This window comes from Streptomyces sp. NPDC026301, assembly GCF_055567935.1.
Map to the genome: position 1 here is coordinate 113935 of NZ_JBVHPN010000005.1, position 14876 is coordinate 128810.

Annotated in this window: 13 protein-coding genes; 4 read left to right on the forward strand and 9 right to left on the reverse strand. The window is 72.7% G+C overall.

Annotated features, from left to right (window positions below):
- Positions 1-13 precede the first annotated feature (13 nt).
- A complete protein-coding gene (locus ACZ4MH_RS10280) occupies positions 14-655 on the forward strand; it encodes a hypothetical protein (protein ID WP_351599655.1) in 642 nt (213 codons plus the stop codon).
- Between the two features lie 40 nt (positions 656-695).
- Here ACZ4MH_RS10280 and ACZ4MH_RS10285 read toward each other — a convergent pair whose 3' ends face one another.
- From ACZ4MH_RS10285 to ACZ4MH_RS10300, 4 genes are all read right to left on the reverse strand, one after another.
- Entirely contained in the window at positions 696-1685 is a 990-nt protein-coding gene (locus ACZ4MH_RS10285; protein ID WP_351599654.1) for a malate dehydrogenase, read from the reverse strand.
- Positions 1686-2105: 420 nt separating this feature from the next.
- A complete protein-coding gene (locus ACZ4MH_RS10290) occupies positions 2106-3383 on the reverse strand; it encodes a helix-turn-helix domain-containing protein (protein ID WP_351599653.1) in 1278 nt (425 codons plus the stop codon).
- A gap of 250 nt (positions 3384-3633) precedes the next feature.
- Complete coding sequence (locus ACZ4MH_RS10295) at positions 3634-4062, reverse strand: DUF3017 domain-containing protein (RefSeq protein WP_351599652.1); 429 nt, start codon at positions 4060-4062, stop codon at positions 3634-3636.
- A gap of 47 nt (positions 4063-4109) precedes the next feature.
- Positions 4110-4964 (reverse strand): bifunctional methylenetetrahydrofolate dehydrogenase/methenyltetrahydrofolate cyclohydrolase, encoded by an 855-nt coding sequence (locus tag ACZ4MH_RS10300; protein ID WP_351599651.1) that lies wholly within the window; start codon positions 4962-4964, stop codon positions 4110-4112.
- A gap of 367 nt (positions 4965-5331) precedes the next feature.
- Here ACZ4MH_RS10300 and ACZ4MH_RS10305 point away from each other — a divergent pair, with 367 nt between their 5' ends.
- Positions 5332-6105, forward strand: coding sequence for an RDD family protein (locus tag ACZ4MH_RS10305; RefSeq protein ID WP_351599650.1), 774 nt, complete (start codon positions 5332-5334; stop codon positions 6103-6105).
- 96 nt (positions 6106-6201) lie between these two features.
- On the opposite strand, the gene purH is transcribed toward ACZ4MH_RS10305, so the two are convergent.
- Both purH and purN read right to left on the reverse strand, forming a co-directional pair.
- Complete coding sequence (purH, locus tag ACZ4MH_RS10310) at positions 6202-7770, reverse strand: bifunctional phosphoribosylaminoimidazolecarboxamide formyltransferase/IMP cyclohydrolase (protein WP_351599649.1); 1569 nt, start codon at positions 7768-7770, stop codon at positions 6202-6204.
- Entirely contained in the window at positions 7767-8426 is a 660-nt protein-coding gene (gene purN / locus ACZ4MH_RS10315) for a phosphoribosylglycinamide formyltransferase (RefSeq protein ID WP_351599648.1), read from the reverse strand. The genes purH and purN overlap by 4 nt, the downstream gene beginning before the upstream one ends.
- Positions 8427-8690: 264 nt before the next feature.
- Between purN and ACZ4MH_RS10320 the strand changes: the two genes are divergently transcribed.
- Positions 8691-9704: a hypothetical protein gene (locus tag ACZ4MH_RS10320; protein WP_467754453.1), complete on the forward strand. Its 1014-nt coding sequence runs from the start codon at positions 8691-8693 to the stop codon at positions 9702-9704.
- A gap of 29 nt (positions 9705-9733) precedes the next feature.
- Here ACZ4MH_RS10320 and ACZ4MH_RS10325 read toward each other — a convergent pair whose 3' ends face one another.
- Positions 9734-11164 (reverse strand): cell division protein PerM, encoded by a 1431-nt coding sequence (locus tag ACZ4MH_RS10325; RefSeq protein WP_467754473.1) that lies wholly within the window; start codon positions 11162-11164, stop codon positions 9734-9736.
- Between the two features lie 84 nt (positions 11165-11248).
- Here ACZ4MH_RS10325 and ACZ4MH_RS10330 point away from each other — a divergent pair, with 84 nt between their 5' ends.
- Entirely contained in the window at positions 11249-12085 is an 837-nt protein-coding gene (locus tag ACZ4MH_RS10330; RefSeq protein WP_351601392.1) for an RNA polymerase sigma factor, read from the forward strand.
- A 117-nt stretch (positions 12086-12202) separates the two neighbouring features.
- On the opposite strand, the gene sucD is transcribed toward ACZ4MH_RS10330, so the two are convergent.
- Together sucD and sucC are read right to left on the reverse strand one after the other, a co-directional pair.
- Complete coding sequence (gene sucD / locus ACZ4MH_RS10335) at positions 12203-13087, reverse strand: succinate--CoA ligase subunit alpha (RefSeq protein WP_351601395.1); 885 nt, start codon at positions 13085-13087, stop codon at positions 12203-12205.
- Between the two features lie 21 nt (positions 13088-13108).
- Positions 13109-14287, reverse strand: coding sequence for an ADP-forming succinate--CoA ligase subunit beta (gene sucC / locus ACZ4MH_RS10340; protein WP_351601398.1), 1179 nt, complete (start codon positions 14285-14287; stop codon positions 13109-13111).
- Positions 14288-14876: the final 589 nt, after the last annotated feature.

Here is a 14876-nt window from a genome sequence, read left to right on the forward strand (position 1 = left end):
GAGGAGGGGTCTCATGGCTTCGTACGGATACCGGCCCGAGGACGACCGGACGGCCGGCAGGCGACTCGGACACCAGGAACGCGACCGGAGGGAGCGGGAGCGGGCAGCGGCAGCGCGCGAGCGGTCTCCACGTGAGCGGTCCCTGCGCGCCAAGGTCGACATTTACGTGAACGAGTATTCGGGGACGGTCACCTGGCGCACTCGTATGACACCGGCGGAGAGGCGGTACCAGTCCTCCTCGCGGGCGAGTACGCGGCAACGGCCAATCACCGGTGACCGGCGGCGGGCCGAGGCCGCGGCGCTCCGCTCGGTCGGTATCGACCCCGCGCGCAGCAAGGGCAGCGGTGCCGCGCCTCTTCCCACGCACCCCGCCACCGTGCTGGCCGCCACCCACGCGCCCGTGTCCCACATGACGCCCGGTCAACTGAACGGCCACACGGCACGGGTCAGCGCCTTGCGTTCCCAGCTGCAGGGTGACACCGCGCGTTCGGGCCGTATGCCGACGAGCTCCGCGGCCCGGCTGCGCTCCGGCCTGGACGCGGCCCGGGTCCACTCGCTGCGCGTGGAGCGCTCGTCGTCGGTACGGGAGCTGGCGCGGCGCCGGCAGCAGCCACGTCCCGACGGAAGAGCCCGTACGGCTCACCCGAGAGGGTGAGCCGTACGGGCTCCCTGTTGCCTTGAGGGATCAGATCAGATCAGATCAGGCCCAGGCCGCGGACCGCGTCGCGCTCCTCGACGAGCTCCTGCACCGAGGCGTCGATGCGGGTCCGCGAGAAGTCGCTGATCTCCAGGCCCTGGACGATCTCGTACTTGCCGTCCTTGGTGGTGACCGGGAAGGAGGAGATGATGCCCTCCGGGACGCCGTAGGAGCCGTCCGACGGGATGCCCATCGAGGTCCAGTCGCCGGCGGCGGTGCCGTTCACCCAGGTGTGGACGTGGTCGATGGCGGCGTTCGCGGCCGAGGCGGCCGAGGAGGCGCCACGGGCCTCGATGATCGCCGCACCGCGCTTGGCGACGGTCGGGATGAAGTCGTCGGCCAGCCACTGCTCGTCGTTGACGACCTCGGCGGCGTTCTTGCCGGCCACCTCGGCGTGGAAGATGTCCGGGTACTGGGTGGCGGAGTGGTTGCCCCAGATCGTGAGCTTGCGGATCTCGGAGACCGGCACGCCGGTCTTCTTCGAGAGCTGCGAGAGCGCACGGTTGTGGTCCAGGCGGGTCATCGCGGTGAAGCGCTCGGCCGGTACGTCCGGGGCGGCGGCCTGGGCGATCAGCGCGTTGGTGTTGGCCGGGTTGCCGACGACCAGGACCTTGATGTCGTCCGCCGCGTGGTCGTTGATGGCCTTGCCCTGCGGCTTGAAGATGCCGCCGTTGGCCTCCAGCAGGTCACCGCGCTCCATGCCCTTGGTACGGGGGCGGGCGCCGACCAGCAGGGCGACGTTCGCGCCGTCGAAGGCGACGTTCGGGTCGTCGGTGATCTCGATGCCCTGGAGCAGCGGGAAGGCACAGTCGTCGAGCTCCATCGCGGTGCCCTCGGCGGCCTTCAGGCCCTGCGGGATCTCCAGAAGGCGCAGCTTGACCGGCACGTCGGCACCGAGGAGGTGGCCGGAAGCGATGCGGAAGAGGAGTGCGTAGCCGATCTGGCCGGCGGCGCCGGTGATGGTGACATTGACGGGAGTGCGGGTCATGGCGATCTCCTGCGGCGTGTTTTTTTCTGGGGGCGAGCCCCAGAGCCACCATGGATGCGGTGGGCGGTGGGTGTCCCTGCCCATGTATACGGAGCCCCTTGATGTATCTCGGTATCAAGAGACCCGGCGTCAGGCTATCGGACGGCGGCGTGCCACCGGTGACAGGCCGGTGTGTGACTCCTCACCGGCCGTCACGCCGCAGGTCAGCCGCCACCCGCCCGAAGGCGCGCGGCTGGCCCCCGGCGGACGGAGAGCGGCCGCCCGCGACAAGGAGGGGAGCGCGAGCGGCCGCCGGGTGGTGCCACACCCGTGGGGGGGTCGACCGGTCGCCTGCCCCGTTCCGGCCGGGTCATGCCCCCCGGTTCCGCGTACCCCCCGAATGGACCGGAGCGGACCGCGCCGGGCGCGGTCAGAGCCCGGTCAGGGCCCGGTGGCCGGGGCCGATCCGGTGGCCGGCGCGGCTTCCGGTTCGGTGCAGCTCTGATAGCCCGCGTTCGTCGTGCCGCACGCCCTGACCTTCTCCGGAGCGCCGCTGACCCGCACCATCGCGGTGTACGCCGCGCCGTCCCGGCCCGCCTTCGCCTGCTCCGTACGCCCGCCGGAGGTGACGGTGGCGCGATCGCCCTGCGCGGCGCCCGTGACCCGGGCCCAGGCGGCGCCGCAGACCTTGCTGTACCGGACCTCGATCACCGCGCCGCCCATCACGCCCCGGGACGGGGTCGTGGCGTGCTTGCCCCCGCAGCCCATCTCCTCGGGGTCCTTGCCCGTGCAGCCGGCGCCGCTGCACTTCACGCCGGCCGGCAGGGCGGGCGCCTGCGACTTCGTGGGCGCGGGCGCGGGCTTCGCCCGCTGCCCGCCGTCCCCGCCGCCGAGCAGCAGCACGGCAGCCGCGATCAGCAGCAGCGCCCCGACGACGCCGGTCACGAACATCGTGATGCGCCGGCGACGCTCCGGGTCGGGCCCGGCGTGCGGCACGTCGGACGGTGACAGGGGCGGCGGTACGGACGGTTGTACGGGCGGTGGTACGGGCGGAGCGGCCGTCGGCGGCATGGAGGGCGCGGGGTGCGCGCCCAGGGCCGAGTAGGTGCCGTCCGAGGGCGGGGCAGCGGCCGACGGGCCGCCGCGCTGGTGCGGCACTCTCGGCGCGGCGGGCGCTTCGGGGGCGGCGAGCGCTTCGGGTACTTCATGGTCTGCGAGCGCCGGCGCCCCGGGGGCCGGTGCTTCCGGCGCTGCGGGGACCGACGCCCCCGGAGCCGACGCCTCCGGAACCGAGGCCTCCGTAACCGGCACCTCGGAAACCGGCGCCGCGGCCACCGACCGTTTCCCCAGGCCCCCCTTCGGTTCGTCCGGCGCCGGGCCGAACTCGCCCAGCGCGGCCCGCGCCTGGGCCACGCGGATCGCCTCCATCGTGACGTCGTGCCGCATCTCCGAACGGCTCCAGGCCCGTTCGGCCAGCTCCCACATGGTCGTGAGATGGCCGGTGTGCGCGCCCGTCACCTCGGCCAGCGCCACCACCGCGCGCTGCGGCGGCAGCAGCCGGCCGTTGAGATACCGCTCCCAGGACGTCTTGCTGTAACCCGTGCGGTCCGCGACGGCCGATATGCTCAGCCCGCTGCGCTCCACCTGCCTGCGTAACTGACCGGCGAACTCCCGCACCTGCGGATCGAGTTCCTCCGGTAGCGCCCTCCAGCGAGGCATTGCCTCCCCCTATCCCCCCGAACTGCTGCGGCTATCCGTTGGGATGCCCTCAGTCAGGATGCCAGTTCCCGTGGAGGAGGCGCATGGAAGCGTTCACGCTTTGGACACGCGCCTCCGCACGCGGGACACGTGCGGAACCCTCACTTCCCTTACGCGAGCGGAGTCCTGGACTCTCAAGCGAGGCCCGGGACTCTCAGGAGACCGCCCGCGTACGAGGCCGCCCGCGTACGTGCAGGGCCGAGCGACGTGGCTAACGGACCGTGAAGTGGACGATGTCGTCCAGGAAGGGCAGCGACAGCCAGGGGTCGGGCTGGATCATGAGCGCCAGCATCAGGATCACGAAGCCGAGCACGCCGTACGTCGCCATGTCCGTGAAGCGCGACCGTACGGCGAGCATGCCGACGGACGGCAGGACGCGCCGCAGTACGGCCCCGGCCAGCAGCGCCAGCCCGATCAGCAGGGTCCCCGCCCGGAAGGCGTCGAAGGCGAGGACCAGCAGCCCGAGCGCGACGCCGCCGATCACCGTGAGCAGCGGCCACTGCCGAACCGGCGCCGGCGCGTCACCGGGCGCGGCGCGTCCGCCGCCCTGCGGGCGCGCGGTGTCCTTCGTGATCAGCGGAAAGCGCCGCGTGAGGCGCTGCGGCCTGGACACCCCGTCCGAGTGCGCTCCGGCGTTCATGCGCTGGCTGCCCTTCTGTCGTCCGTACGGTCGTCGCCCGCCGCGGCTCAGCCGGCCGCGCGCTCGGCGGCCTCGACCACGTTGACCAGCAGCATGGCGCGGGTCATGGGGCCGACGCCACCGGGGTTGGGGGCGACCCAGCCGGCCACCTCGCGCACGCCCGGGTGCACATCGCCGACGATCTTGCCGTTCTCGTCCCGGCTGACGCCGACGTCCAGTACGGCCGCGCCCTCCTTGACGTACTCCGGCTTGATCAGGTGCGGCGAACCGGCCGCCGCGACGATGATGTCGGCTTCCTTGAGGTGCTTGGCGAGGTCCCGGGTGCCGGTGTGGCACTGGGTCACCGTGGCGTTCTCGGACTTGCGGGTGAGCAGCAGCGGCATCGAGCGGCCGATGGTCACGCCGCGGCCGACCACGACGACCTCGGCGCCCTTGATCTCGACGCCGTACTGGCGCAGCAGCCGCAGGATGCCGTTCGGGGTGCAGGGCAGCGGGGCCGCCTCGTTGAGCACCAGGCGGCCGAGGTTGGTCGGGTGCAGGCCGTCGGCGTCCTTGGCCGGGTCGATCAGCTCCAGGACGCGGTTCTCGTTGATGCCCTTGGGCAGCGGCAGCTGGACGATGTAGCCGGTGCAGGCCGGGTCCTCGTTCAGCTCGCGGACGGCCGCCTCGATCTCCTCCTGGGTCGCGGTGGCCGGCAGCTCGCGCTGGATGGAGGAGACGCCGATCTCGGCGCAGTCGCGGTGCTTGCCCGCGACGTACTTCTGGCTGCCGGGGTCCTCGCCGACCAGGATGGTGCCCAGACCCGGCTGGACACCCTTCGCCTTCAGCGTCGCGACGCGGGCGGACAGGTCGGACTTGATCGCGGCGGCGGTGGCCTTGCCATCGAGAATCTGGGCGCTCATGCCTCCTATCCTCCCGGATGACGGTGCCGGCGTACCAATCAGGGCCGGGCTCGAGGGTCGACGCGCGTAGAGGCACGGTGGTTGTCGCAAACGGACGACAGAGCTGTCCAATCTCGGTAACAGGAACAGCACATATCGGGATCACCTGGGGACTAGGGTCCCTCCTCCGCTGGACAAAGTCTTTATCCGGACTTCACGATGTTGCGACACGTGCCGCATTCGCAGGAGGGGCCGAATGCGACGGCGGCACGCTCGGGGGAGAACACCAAGCACTCTTCACAGCTCACGCGGCGCGCCGCGGGGGCGGTCCGGTGACTTCCCGTAGTAACCGTCGGCCCGCCACGTCCCCGCCCGAAGGAAGCCTTACGTGAGCTACCCTCCGCCGCCCGCCGGCGACCCGAACAACCCCTACGGCCAGCAGCCGCCCCAGCCCCCGCAGGGCCAGCCCGGCTACGGCTACCCCCAGCAGGCCCCCCAGGGCGTCCCCCCGCAGCAGGGCTACGGCTACCCGCAGCAGGCCCCGGGCGTCCCGCCGCAGCAGCCTTACGGCCAGCAGGCCGCGTACGGCCAGCAGCCCGCCGGCAGCGCCGTCCAGGCCAACAACGGCTACATCAACCTCGTCAGCGGGCCGGTGCTGCTCGCGACGATGGGCCAGCGCTTCCTGGCGCGGCTGCTGGACGGCGTGATCATCGGTGTGATCATGACGATCGCCATGATCGCGGGTCTGGGCAGCGTCATCGGCATCGCCGGCAACGCCGCCGACGACTGCGGCAGCTACATGGACCCGGGTTACGACGCCTGCATGAACCAGGCGGCCGCTCAGGCCAGCAGTGGTGTCGCCGTCATGTTCGGCTTCCTGGGCATCTTCGCCCTCTTCATGCTGCTCTACGAGTGGCTGATGATCGGCATCAAGGGCGCCACCTTCGGCAAGATGGCGCTCGGCCTGCGCGTCGTCAAGGAGTCCACCGGCGGCGCCCCCGGCGTCGGCGCGGGCTTCATCCGCTACATCATTCCGATGGTCGGTGCCTTCATCTGCTACATCGGCATGCTGCTGACCTACCTGTCGCCGTTCTTCGACAACACCGGGAAGCTGCAGGGCTGGCACGACCGTGCCGCCGGCACCGTGGTGATCAAGAAGTAACCCGGAGGCGCCCCCGTCGCGGGGCGCCCCGTACGGCGAAGGCCCCCGCTCGCGGTGTGCGAGTGGGGGCCTTCGCCGTTCGGGCGAGCGCGTGGCTCAGTGGAAGAAGTGGCGCGTGCCCGTGAAGTACATCGTGACGCCGGCCTTCTTGGCGGCCTCGATGACCTGCTCGTCGCGGACCGAGCCGCCCGGCTGGGCGACGGCCTTCACGCCGGCCTCGGTGAGGACCTCCAGGCCGTCGGGGAAGGGGAAGAACGCGTCGGAGGCGGCGTACGCACCGCGCGCCCGCTCCTCGCCCGCGCGCTGCACCGCGAGCTTCGCGGAGTCGACGCGGTTGACCTGGCCCATGCCGACGCCGACCGTCGCGCCGCCCTTGGCGAGCAGGATCGCGTTGGACTTCACGGCGCGGGAGGCGCGCCAGGCGAAGGCCAGCTCGGCCAGCTCGTCGGCGGAGAGCGCCTCGCCGGTGGCGAGCGTCCAGTTGGCCGGGTCGTCGCCGTCGGCCTGCAGGCGGTCGGTGACCTGGAGCAGCGCGCCGCCGTCGATGGCCTTGACCTCGACGGGGTTGGCCGGGGCCTCGGGGGCGCGCAGCACGCGGATGTTCTTCTTCTTGGTGAGGGCCTCCAGCGCACCGTCCTCGTAGTCCGGCGCGACGATGACCTCGGTGAAGATCTCCGCGACCTGCTCGGCCATCGCCTTGCTGACCGGGCGGTTGACCGCGATCACGCCGCCGAAGGCGGACAGCGGGTCGCACTCGTGGGCGCGGCGGTGCGCCTCGGCGACGTCCGCGCCGATCGCGATGCCGCAGGGGTTGGCGTGCTTGATGATCGCGACGCAGGGCTCGGCGTGGTCGTACGCGGCACGGCGCGCGGCGTCCGTGTCCGTGTAGTTGTTGTACGACATCTCCTTGCCGTGCAGCTGCTCGGCGTCGGCGAGGCCGCCCTTGCCGTCCACGTACAGCGCGGCGCCCTGGTGCGGGTTCTCGCCGTACCGCAGGACGTTCTTGCGCGCGTACGTGGCGCCGGTGAAGGACGGGAAGCCGCTGTCGTCCGCGGCGGCGTAGTCGTCGGCGAACCAGGAGGCGACGGCCACGTCGTACGCGGCGGTGTGCTGGAACGCCTCGGCGGCCAGCCGCTTACGGGTGAGGAGGTCGAAGCCGCCCTCGGAGGCGGCGGCGAGCACGTCCTCGTAACGCCGCGGGTTCACGACGACGGCCACCGACGGGTGGTTCTTGGCGGCGGCGCGGACCATCGACGGGCCGCCGATGTCGATCTGCTCGACGCACTCGTCCGGGGTCGCGCCGGAGGCGACGGTCGCGGCGAACGGGTAGAGGTTCACGATCACCAGGTCGAACGGCTCGACGCCCAGGTCGGCGAGCTGCTGCTGGTGGTCCGGCAGGCGCAGGTCGGCGAGGATGCCCGCGTGCACCTTCGGGTGCAGCGTCTTCACGCGCCCGTCAAGGCACTCGGGGAAGCCGGTCAGCTCCTCGACCTTGGTCACGGGGACGCCGGCCGCCGCGATCTTCCCCGCGGTGGAGCCGGTGGACACGAGCTGGACGCCCGCCGCGTGCAGCCCCTTCGCCAGCTCTTCCAGCCCGGTCTTGTCGTAGACGCTGACCAGCGCGCGGCGGATGGGCCGCTTGGTACCTTCGGCGGTCTCGGTCACGGGATAACTACCTTTCGTCCCTCAGTGCGGTAGCCGTTACGGGCCAGACGCCCCACGACATCGACGAGCAGCGAACGCTCGACTTCCTTGATCCGCTCGTGCAGCGCGGATTCGTCGTCCTCGTCCCGGACCTCGACCACGCCCTGGGCGATGACCGGACCGGTGTCGACGCCGTCGTCGACGAAGTGGACGGTGCAACCGGTGACCTTCGCGCCGTACGCGAGCGCGTCGCGGACGCCGTGGGCACCGGGAAAGCTGGGCAGCAGCGCGGGGTGGGTGTTCACCACGCGGCCGCCGTACCGGGCCAGGAACTCCTTGCCCAGGATCTTCATGAAGCCCGCCGAGACGACGAGGTCCGGCTCGTACGCGGCGGTCGCCTCGGTGAGCGCCAGGTCCCACGCAGCGCGGTCGGCGTGGTCCTTGACCCGGCAGACGAAGACCGGCAGCCCGGCGCGCTCGGCGCGCTCCAGGCCGGCGATGGCCTCCCGGTCGGCGCCGACGGCCACGATCTCGGCGCCGTACGCGTCCGCGCCCTGCTCGGCGATGGCGTCCAGCAGCGCCTGGAGATTGGTGCCGGAACCGGACACCAGCGCGACGATCCGGGCCGGGCGGCCGGGTCGGGCAGGTGGCGGGACGGTGAGTGGGGAGGAAGCCACGGCGGTTCTTTCTCGGTCTCGCGAGCTTTGTGTGGTCGTACAAGGCCATGGGTACCGGAAATCCGGGGAACCCTACGAAGGCGCCGACCGTCAGCAACGATACCGGCACTCCGCGCGGCCCCCACGGGACGGGGGCGGACGCGACAGGTAGCGTCGGGCGTAAGACCACATGTGATCTCTGCTGACCGCGTGTGATTCGAGCTGAACCCGCCGCCGGACGGACGGCCCGGCGAACGGACGAGACAAGGGGAAGACGCACCTCAGATGACGGACCGACGCCGCCGGGCGGCCCTCGTTCTCCCTCCCCCAGCTACCGCTGGGAGGTGCCCCCAGCCCGCCACCGCCCCTGGGGCGGCGGTGCTGCTGCCGCGCGAGCGCAAGCCGTCGTCCTCCTCGGAGGGCACTCCAGGAAGCGACCGAGGTGCGGCGGGCGGCGGCACGGACGGCCGTGACCGGGACCGGGACAACCCCTTCGCCGCGCCGCCGGCCGGGACGCCCGACCGCGAATGGCGCCCCCGCCACGCGCACTCGGGACATCCCGAGGACTCCGGGGACTCCGGGTCCTCCGGGTCCGGGGACTCCAAGGACGGCTCCGAGAGCTCCTCGGGCTCCTCCGGCGAGCACGACGGCCGGCACGCCTGGGGCAACCAGTGGAGCAGCCAGCAGCCCGGGCGCCAGGGCGGCGGATTCGGCAGCCGCCCCGGACGCGGCGGCCCGGAAGGCCAGGGCGGCTCCGGCGGCCCCGGCCAGACCGGGCTGCGCTGGGACCCGACCGACCCGGCCCAGCGGCGGGCGCGCTACGCCCTCCTGTCGGGCATGTGGGCGTTCTTCTTCTCCCTCTTCAGCCTCCCGGAGATCGCCCTGCTGCTCGGCGCGCTGGCGCTGTACTGGGGCATCAGCGCGCTGCGCGCCAAGCCGCGCGCGGGCAAGCCGGGCCAGGGCAAGCCGGAGGGCGCCAAGGCCACGGCGGCGGACATCGGGAGCGGCGGGCCGTCGCACGACGACGTCACGCCGACGGCGGGCCCGCCGCACGCGACCGCCGGCAACACGGGCGCGCCCGCGGCCCAGGGCAGCAGCCGGCCGCAGACCACCGCGGCGCTGAGCGGGCTGGTCACGGCGTGCCTGGCGCTGTGCATCGTGGCCGCCGGCTTCACGTTCCAGCTCGTGTACAAGGACTACTACACCTGCGTCAACGACGCCCTCACCCAGTCGGCCCGGCACTCCTGCGAGGACCTCCTCCCCGAGCAGCTGCGGCCGATCCTGAGCGTGCAGGAGTGAGTAAGCAGAAGTAAGCAGCACCACGGGGGCTAGGAGCGGAGCTTCCTCGGCGACGAGCGGCCGAGCGTGCGCCACAGGTGCCATTCGCGCAGGGCGAGTGCGCCCGGTACGGCGACGGCCGCCGTCCAGCCGGCCGCCGCCGCGCCCGTGAGCCACCAGCTCGGGCCGACGTGCCGGAGCGCGGCGGTGCCGAGCGCGCCGCCCGCGGCCGCCGCGAGGACGGCGGCCCCGGCCCCGCACATCAGCGCCGCGAGCACCGCGACCGTGGCGGTGGCCCGGCGGTTCCAGCGCAGCAGCCGGGCCTCGGCCGCCCGCGCCCGGGGCCGCCCGGCCGCCGCTCCCCCGGCCCGTTCCGCCGCTTCCCGCACCGCGTCGGCCGCCGCGCGCGCCGGCCGCGCCGCGTACCACGCGGCGGCCACTCCCGCCGCGCCGGGACCGACGGCCACCGCCCAGGTCAGCGGGGACCCGGCGGCCTCCGGCGGGACCGCGCCGAGCAGCGGGAAGGACGGCAGGCCCGCCGGGTAGCCGGCGGCGCCGAGCGGGCCGACGGTGCTGCCGGCGCCGAGCGTGAAGCCGGGGCCCAGCGCGTACGCGGCGCCCCAGACGGCCGCGTTCGGCAGCAGCAGGAGGCAGACCAGCAGGACCGTGCCGCGCCCCGGCCAGTCCGGTGCGACGTGCAGGAGGTCGTGGCGCACGGCGCCCGCGTGCCACACCAGGCCGGTCAGGACCAGCAGCGCGCCCGTGGCGAGCAGCACCGCGCCGGCCGCGCACGCGGCGCGCAGCGCGGCGGCGCACCGGGACGGGGCGAGCGCCGCGCGGACACCGGGCGGCAGCCCGGCCCAGACCCGGCGGGCCCGCGCGGGCAGCGGCAGTACGGCGCGCAGCCCGACCGTGCGCGCCGCCGCCACCGCCACCGTGCCCACCGCGGTGAGCGGCACGCACAGCAGCGCGCCGGCCGGCGCGACCCGCAGCGCTCCGGACGCCGCGTACGCCACGGCCGCAGCGGCGGTCAGCAGGTATCCGCCGAGGAACCGGCCGAGCACGGCACCGGGGGAAGCGGGGCGGCGCAGCGGTCCGCTGCCGCGCCGGTGCCGCCGCGGCCCGCCGTCCGCCGCCGACAGGGCGCGCTGGGCGCACCGGTACAGCAGCCATACGGGCACGGCGACGAGGAGCAGTGGCGTCACGCCCACCGGTACGGCTGCCGCGCCGGGCCCGGCCGTGCGTACGAGGTCGGCGCCGTGCGCGAGCAGCCACAGGTCGGCGGCGATGTGCAGCGCGGCGGAGGGGCTGCCGGCGACCGGCGCGGGCGCGACGATCCACAGGAGGAGGACGGAGACGGTGCAGACGCCGAGGCCCAGCCCGGCGGTGACCACCCCCACGAGGAACGCGCCGCCGGTCGTGGTGGCGGGCGGCGCAGCGGCCCCGCCCGGCGTGGCCGCCGTCGGGCCGTTGTCGGTCATCTGGCTCACGCCGCCATGCTGCCAACAACACCCGTTTCCACCACGCAGCGGGCGAATACCGGACGTGTCGCCCAAGATACGTTTATGGGATTTACAACCCGGACAGCCCGAAAGTCCCAGCAGCCCGACTCGCCCGGGAAGGGCGCCGGCCCGGCTGACGTACCGTCACCCGCGGCCGCCTTCGACGCGCTGTACGTCCGGCACGCCCCGGCGCTCGCCCGGCAGGCGTTCCTGCTCACCGGGCGGCCGCAGCTCTCCCGCGAGGCGGTCGAGTGGGGGTTCCAGCTGGCCTGGCAGCGCTGGCCGGAGGTGGCCCGGGACCACGACCCGGCCGGCTGGGTGCGGGCCGCGGCACACGAGTACGCGCTCTCCCCCTGGCACCGTTTCCGCCCCAGCACCTTCCGGTCCCCCGCGAAGGGGTCGGGCAGCGGGCGGCCCGATCCGCTGCTGGCCGCGCTGCTGCGGCTGCCCGCTCCCTACCGCCGCGCCCTGCTGCTCCACGACGCCGTCGGCCTGGAGCTGCCCGAGACCGCGGCCGAGATCGAGGCGAGCACGCCGGCCGCGCACGGGCGGCTGACGCACGCCCGCGAGGCGCTGGCCGGGCGGCTGCCGGAGCTGGGGCTGGCGGGCCAGCCACCGGCCCGGCAGCGGGAGATCCTGTGCGAGCGGCTGGCACGGCTGGCGGCGGCGCACCCGGTACGGACGGCGAACGCCCGTGCCGTACGGACCGGCAGCGAGCGCAGCACCCGGCGGATGACGCGCAGCGCGATCGGGCTGACCGGGCTGATCGTGGCGGTCACGGCCGCCTCCTTGTGGGCGGGGACCGGCGAGCGGTACGTCCCGCCACCCGCGCGGCCCGGCGTGCCCGCGGGCCCGGCCGGCGACGCGCACGCCGAGCACGACCCGCAGCACCGCCCCTGACGCGCGGCCGGACACAGACGAACGCGGACCCGTACACCCCCCAAGGGAGTACGGGTCCGCGCTCGGAAAAGCTACGCGCACGCCATGTCAGGGACGCAGCGCCGCGCCGCGCCGGAGTCAGCCGGCGAGCAGCTCGCGGGCGAGCTCGGCGGTCTCGGTCGGGGTCTTGCCGACCTTGACACCGGCGGCCTCGAGGGCCTCCTTCTTCGCCTGGGCGGTGCCGGAGGAGCCGGAGACGATGGCGCCGGCGTGGCCCATGGTCTTGCCCTCGGGCGCGGTGAAGCCCGCGACGTAGCCGACGACCGGCTTGGTGACGTTGGCCTTGATGTAGTCGGCCGCACGCTCCTCGGCGTCGCCGCCGATCTCACCGATCATGACGATCAGGTCGGTGTCGGGGTCCGCCTCGAACGCCTCGAGGGCGTCGATGTGGGTGGTGCCGATGACCGGGTCGCCACCGATGCCGACGGCCGACGAGAAGCCGATGTCACGGAGCTCGTACATCATCTGGTACGTCAGCGTGCCGGACTTCGAGACCAGGCCGATGCGGCCCGGCTTCGTGATGTCGCCCGGGATGATGCCGGCGTTGGACTGGCCCGGGGTGATGAGACCGGGGCAGTTCGGGCCGATGATGCGGGTCTTGTTGCCCTTCGCCTTCGCGTACGCCCAGAAGGCGGCGGAGTCGTGGACGGCGATGCCCTCGGTGATCACGACGGCGAGCGGGATCTCGGCGTCGATGGCCTCGATGACGGCGGCCTTGGAGAAGGCCGGCGGCACGAAGAGGACGGACACGTTGGCGCCGGTCTTCTCCATGGCCTCGGCGACCGTGCCGAAGACGGGGATCTCGGTGCCGTCGATGTCGACGTTGGTGCCGGCCTTGCGCGGGTTCACGCCGCCGACGATGTTCGTGCCGTCACCCAGCATGAGCTTGGTGTGCTTCATGCCCGTGGCACCGGTCATGCCCTGGACGATGACCTTGCTGTCCTTGTTGAGGAAGATAGCCATTGTTCTGGAGTCCCTCTTCCCTTACTTCGCGGCCGCGAGCTCGGCGGCCTTGTCGGCCGCGCCGTCCATGGTGTCCACGCGCTGCACGAGCGGGTGGTTGGCGTCGGACAGGATCTTGCGACCCAGCTCCGCGTTGTTGCCGTCGAGGCGCACGACCAGCGGCTTGTTGACGTCCTCGCCCTTGGACTTCAGCAGCTCCAGGGCCTGCACGATGCCGTTGGCGACCTCGTCGCAGGCGGTGATGCCACCGAAGACGTTGACGAACACGGACTTGACGTCCGGGTCGCCGAGGATGATCTCCAGGCCGTTCGCCATGACCTCGGCGGAGGCGCCGCCACCGATGTCGAGGAAGTTGGCGGGCTTGACGCCGGAGTGCTTCTCACCGGCGTACGCGACGACGTCCAGGGTGCTCATGACGAGACCCGCGCCGTTGCCGATGATGCCGACCTGGCCGTCGAGCTTGACGTAGTTCAGACCCTTGGCCTTGGCGGCAGCCTCGAGCGGGTTGGCTGCGGCCTTGTCCTCCAGGGCCTCGTGCTCCGGCTGGCGGAACTCGGCGTTGGCGTCCAGGGACACCTTGCCGTCCAGCGCCAGGATGTCGCCGGAGGCGACCTTGGCCAGCGGGTTGACCTCGACGAGGAGCGCGTCCTCGGCCACGAAGGTGTCCCACAGGGTCACCATGACCTCGGCGACCTTCTCGGCGACCTCGGCCGGGAACTTCGCCTGGGCGACGATCGCGCGGGCCTTCTCGATGGTCACACCCTCGATGGAGTCGACCGGGACCTTCGCGAGGGCCTCGGGGGTCTTCTCCGCGACCTCCTCGATGTCCATGCCGCCCTGCACCGAGGCCATGGCCAGGAAGGTGCGGTTGGTGCGGTCGAGGAGGTACGAGACGTAGTACTCCTCGAGGATTTCCGGAGCGGTCTCCGCGATCATCACCTTGTGGACCGTGTGGCCCTTGATGTCCATCCCGAGGATGTCCGTCGCCCGGGCGACGGCCTCATCCGGGGTGGCGGCCAGCTTCACGCCACCGGCCTTGCCGCGGCCGCCGACCTTCACCTGGGCCTTGACGACAGACTTGCCGCCCAGCCGCTCGGTCGCCTCGCGGGCCGCCTCAGGCGTGTCAATGACTTCACCGGCCAGCACCGGTACACCGTGCTTGGCGAAGAGGTCCCTCGCCTGGTACTCGAACAGGTCCACGCGCGTCCGTCCCTTTGCTAATCAAGTAGCCCGCGAGTCGTGGTGATCGCGGATTCGTTGTCTGCGCGGGCGTGCCGCGAAGGCAGGGTGACAACGCAGTCACAGCAAGGGCGTACATCGTCAGCCAGTACGCGGCAGGTCCGTCTCGCAGGTTATCCCCGCGGCAGCGGCCCTCCTAAATCACAGATCACACTGCGGCGGTGATTACTGTCACAGATCACGCGGACGGAGGTGCGCGTCACACCGGCCGGCCGCACTCGGCCGGATCTCGACGGTGGCCCGCACCACCTCCTCACACGGAGTACACCCCTCCGCTGCCGGACCTCCCCGCACGGCGGGCAACCGGCGCCCGGTATGCACCGGGGCGACCCGCTCACGGGCGGTACGCCCCCGCCACCCACCGCAGCCGCCCGCTCACCGGGCCGCGATCGCCCTCACAACTCCTTCGCAAAAGCTGACCGGAACGCGTCCTTGACCCTCCAACTGGCGGCCTTGGAGACTGCGTTGTGCACTTACGCATCAGGAGTCACAGGCCGGCGCCACAAGCGGCGGCCTGGTCCCGGAAGACCGAAACTCACCGGGGCGGACG

What these genes read in the sequence shown, in the direction of transcription:
- ACZ4MH_RS10300 (WP_351599651.1), bottom strand. Translation starts at nt 4,964, where the DNA reads ATGAGCGCCCAGATTCTCGATGGCAAGGCCACCGCCGCCGCGATCAAG.
- ACZ4MH_RS10285 (WP_351599654.1), bottom strand. Translation starts at nt 1,685, where the DNA reads ATGACCCGCACTCCCGTCAATGTCACCATCACCGGCGCCGCCGGCCAG.
- ACZ4MH_RS10280 (WP_351599655.1), top strand. Translation starts at nt 14, where the DNA reads ATGGCTTCGTACGGATACCGGCCCGAGGACGACCGGACGGCCGGCAGG.
- ACZ4MH_RS10290 (WP_351599653.1), bottom strand. Translation starts at nt 3,383, where the DNA reads ATGCCTCGCTGGAGGGCGCTACCGGAGGAACTCGATCCGCAGGTGCGG.
- ACZ4MH_RS10320 (WP_467754453.1), top strand. Translation starts at nt 8,691, where the DNA reads ATGACGGACCGACGCCGCCGGGCGGCCCTCGTTCTCCCTCCCCCAGCT.
- ACZ4MH_RS10330 (WP_351601392.1), top strand. Translation starts at nt 11,249, where the DNA reads ATGGGATTTACAACCCGGACAGCCCGAAAGTCCCAGCAGCCCGACTCG.
- ACZ4MH_RS10295 (WP_351599652.1), bottom strand. Translation starts at nt 4,062, where the DNA reads ATGAACGCCGGAGCGCACTCGGACGGGGTGTCCAGGCCGCAGCGCCTC.
- sucD (WP_351601395.1), bottom strand. Translation starts at nt 13,087, where the DNA reads ATGGCTATCTTCCTCAACAAGGACAGCAAGGTCATCGTCCAGGGCATG.
- ACZ4MH_RS10325 (WP_467754473.1), bottom strand. Translation starts at nt 11,164, where the DNA reads ATGACCGACAACGGCCCGACGGCGGCCACGCCGGGCGGGGCCGCTGCG.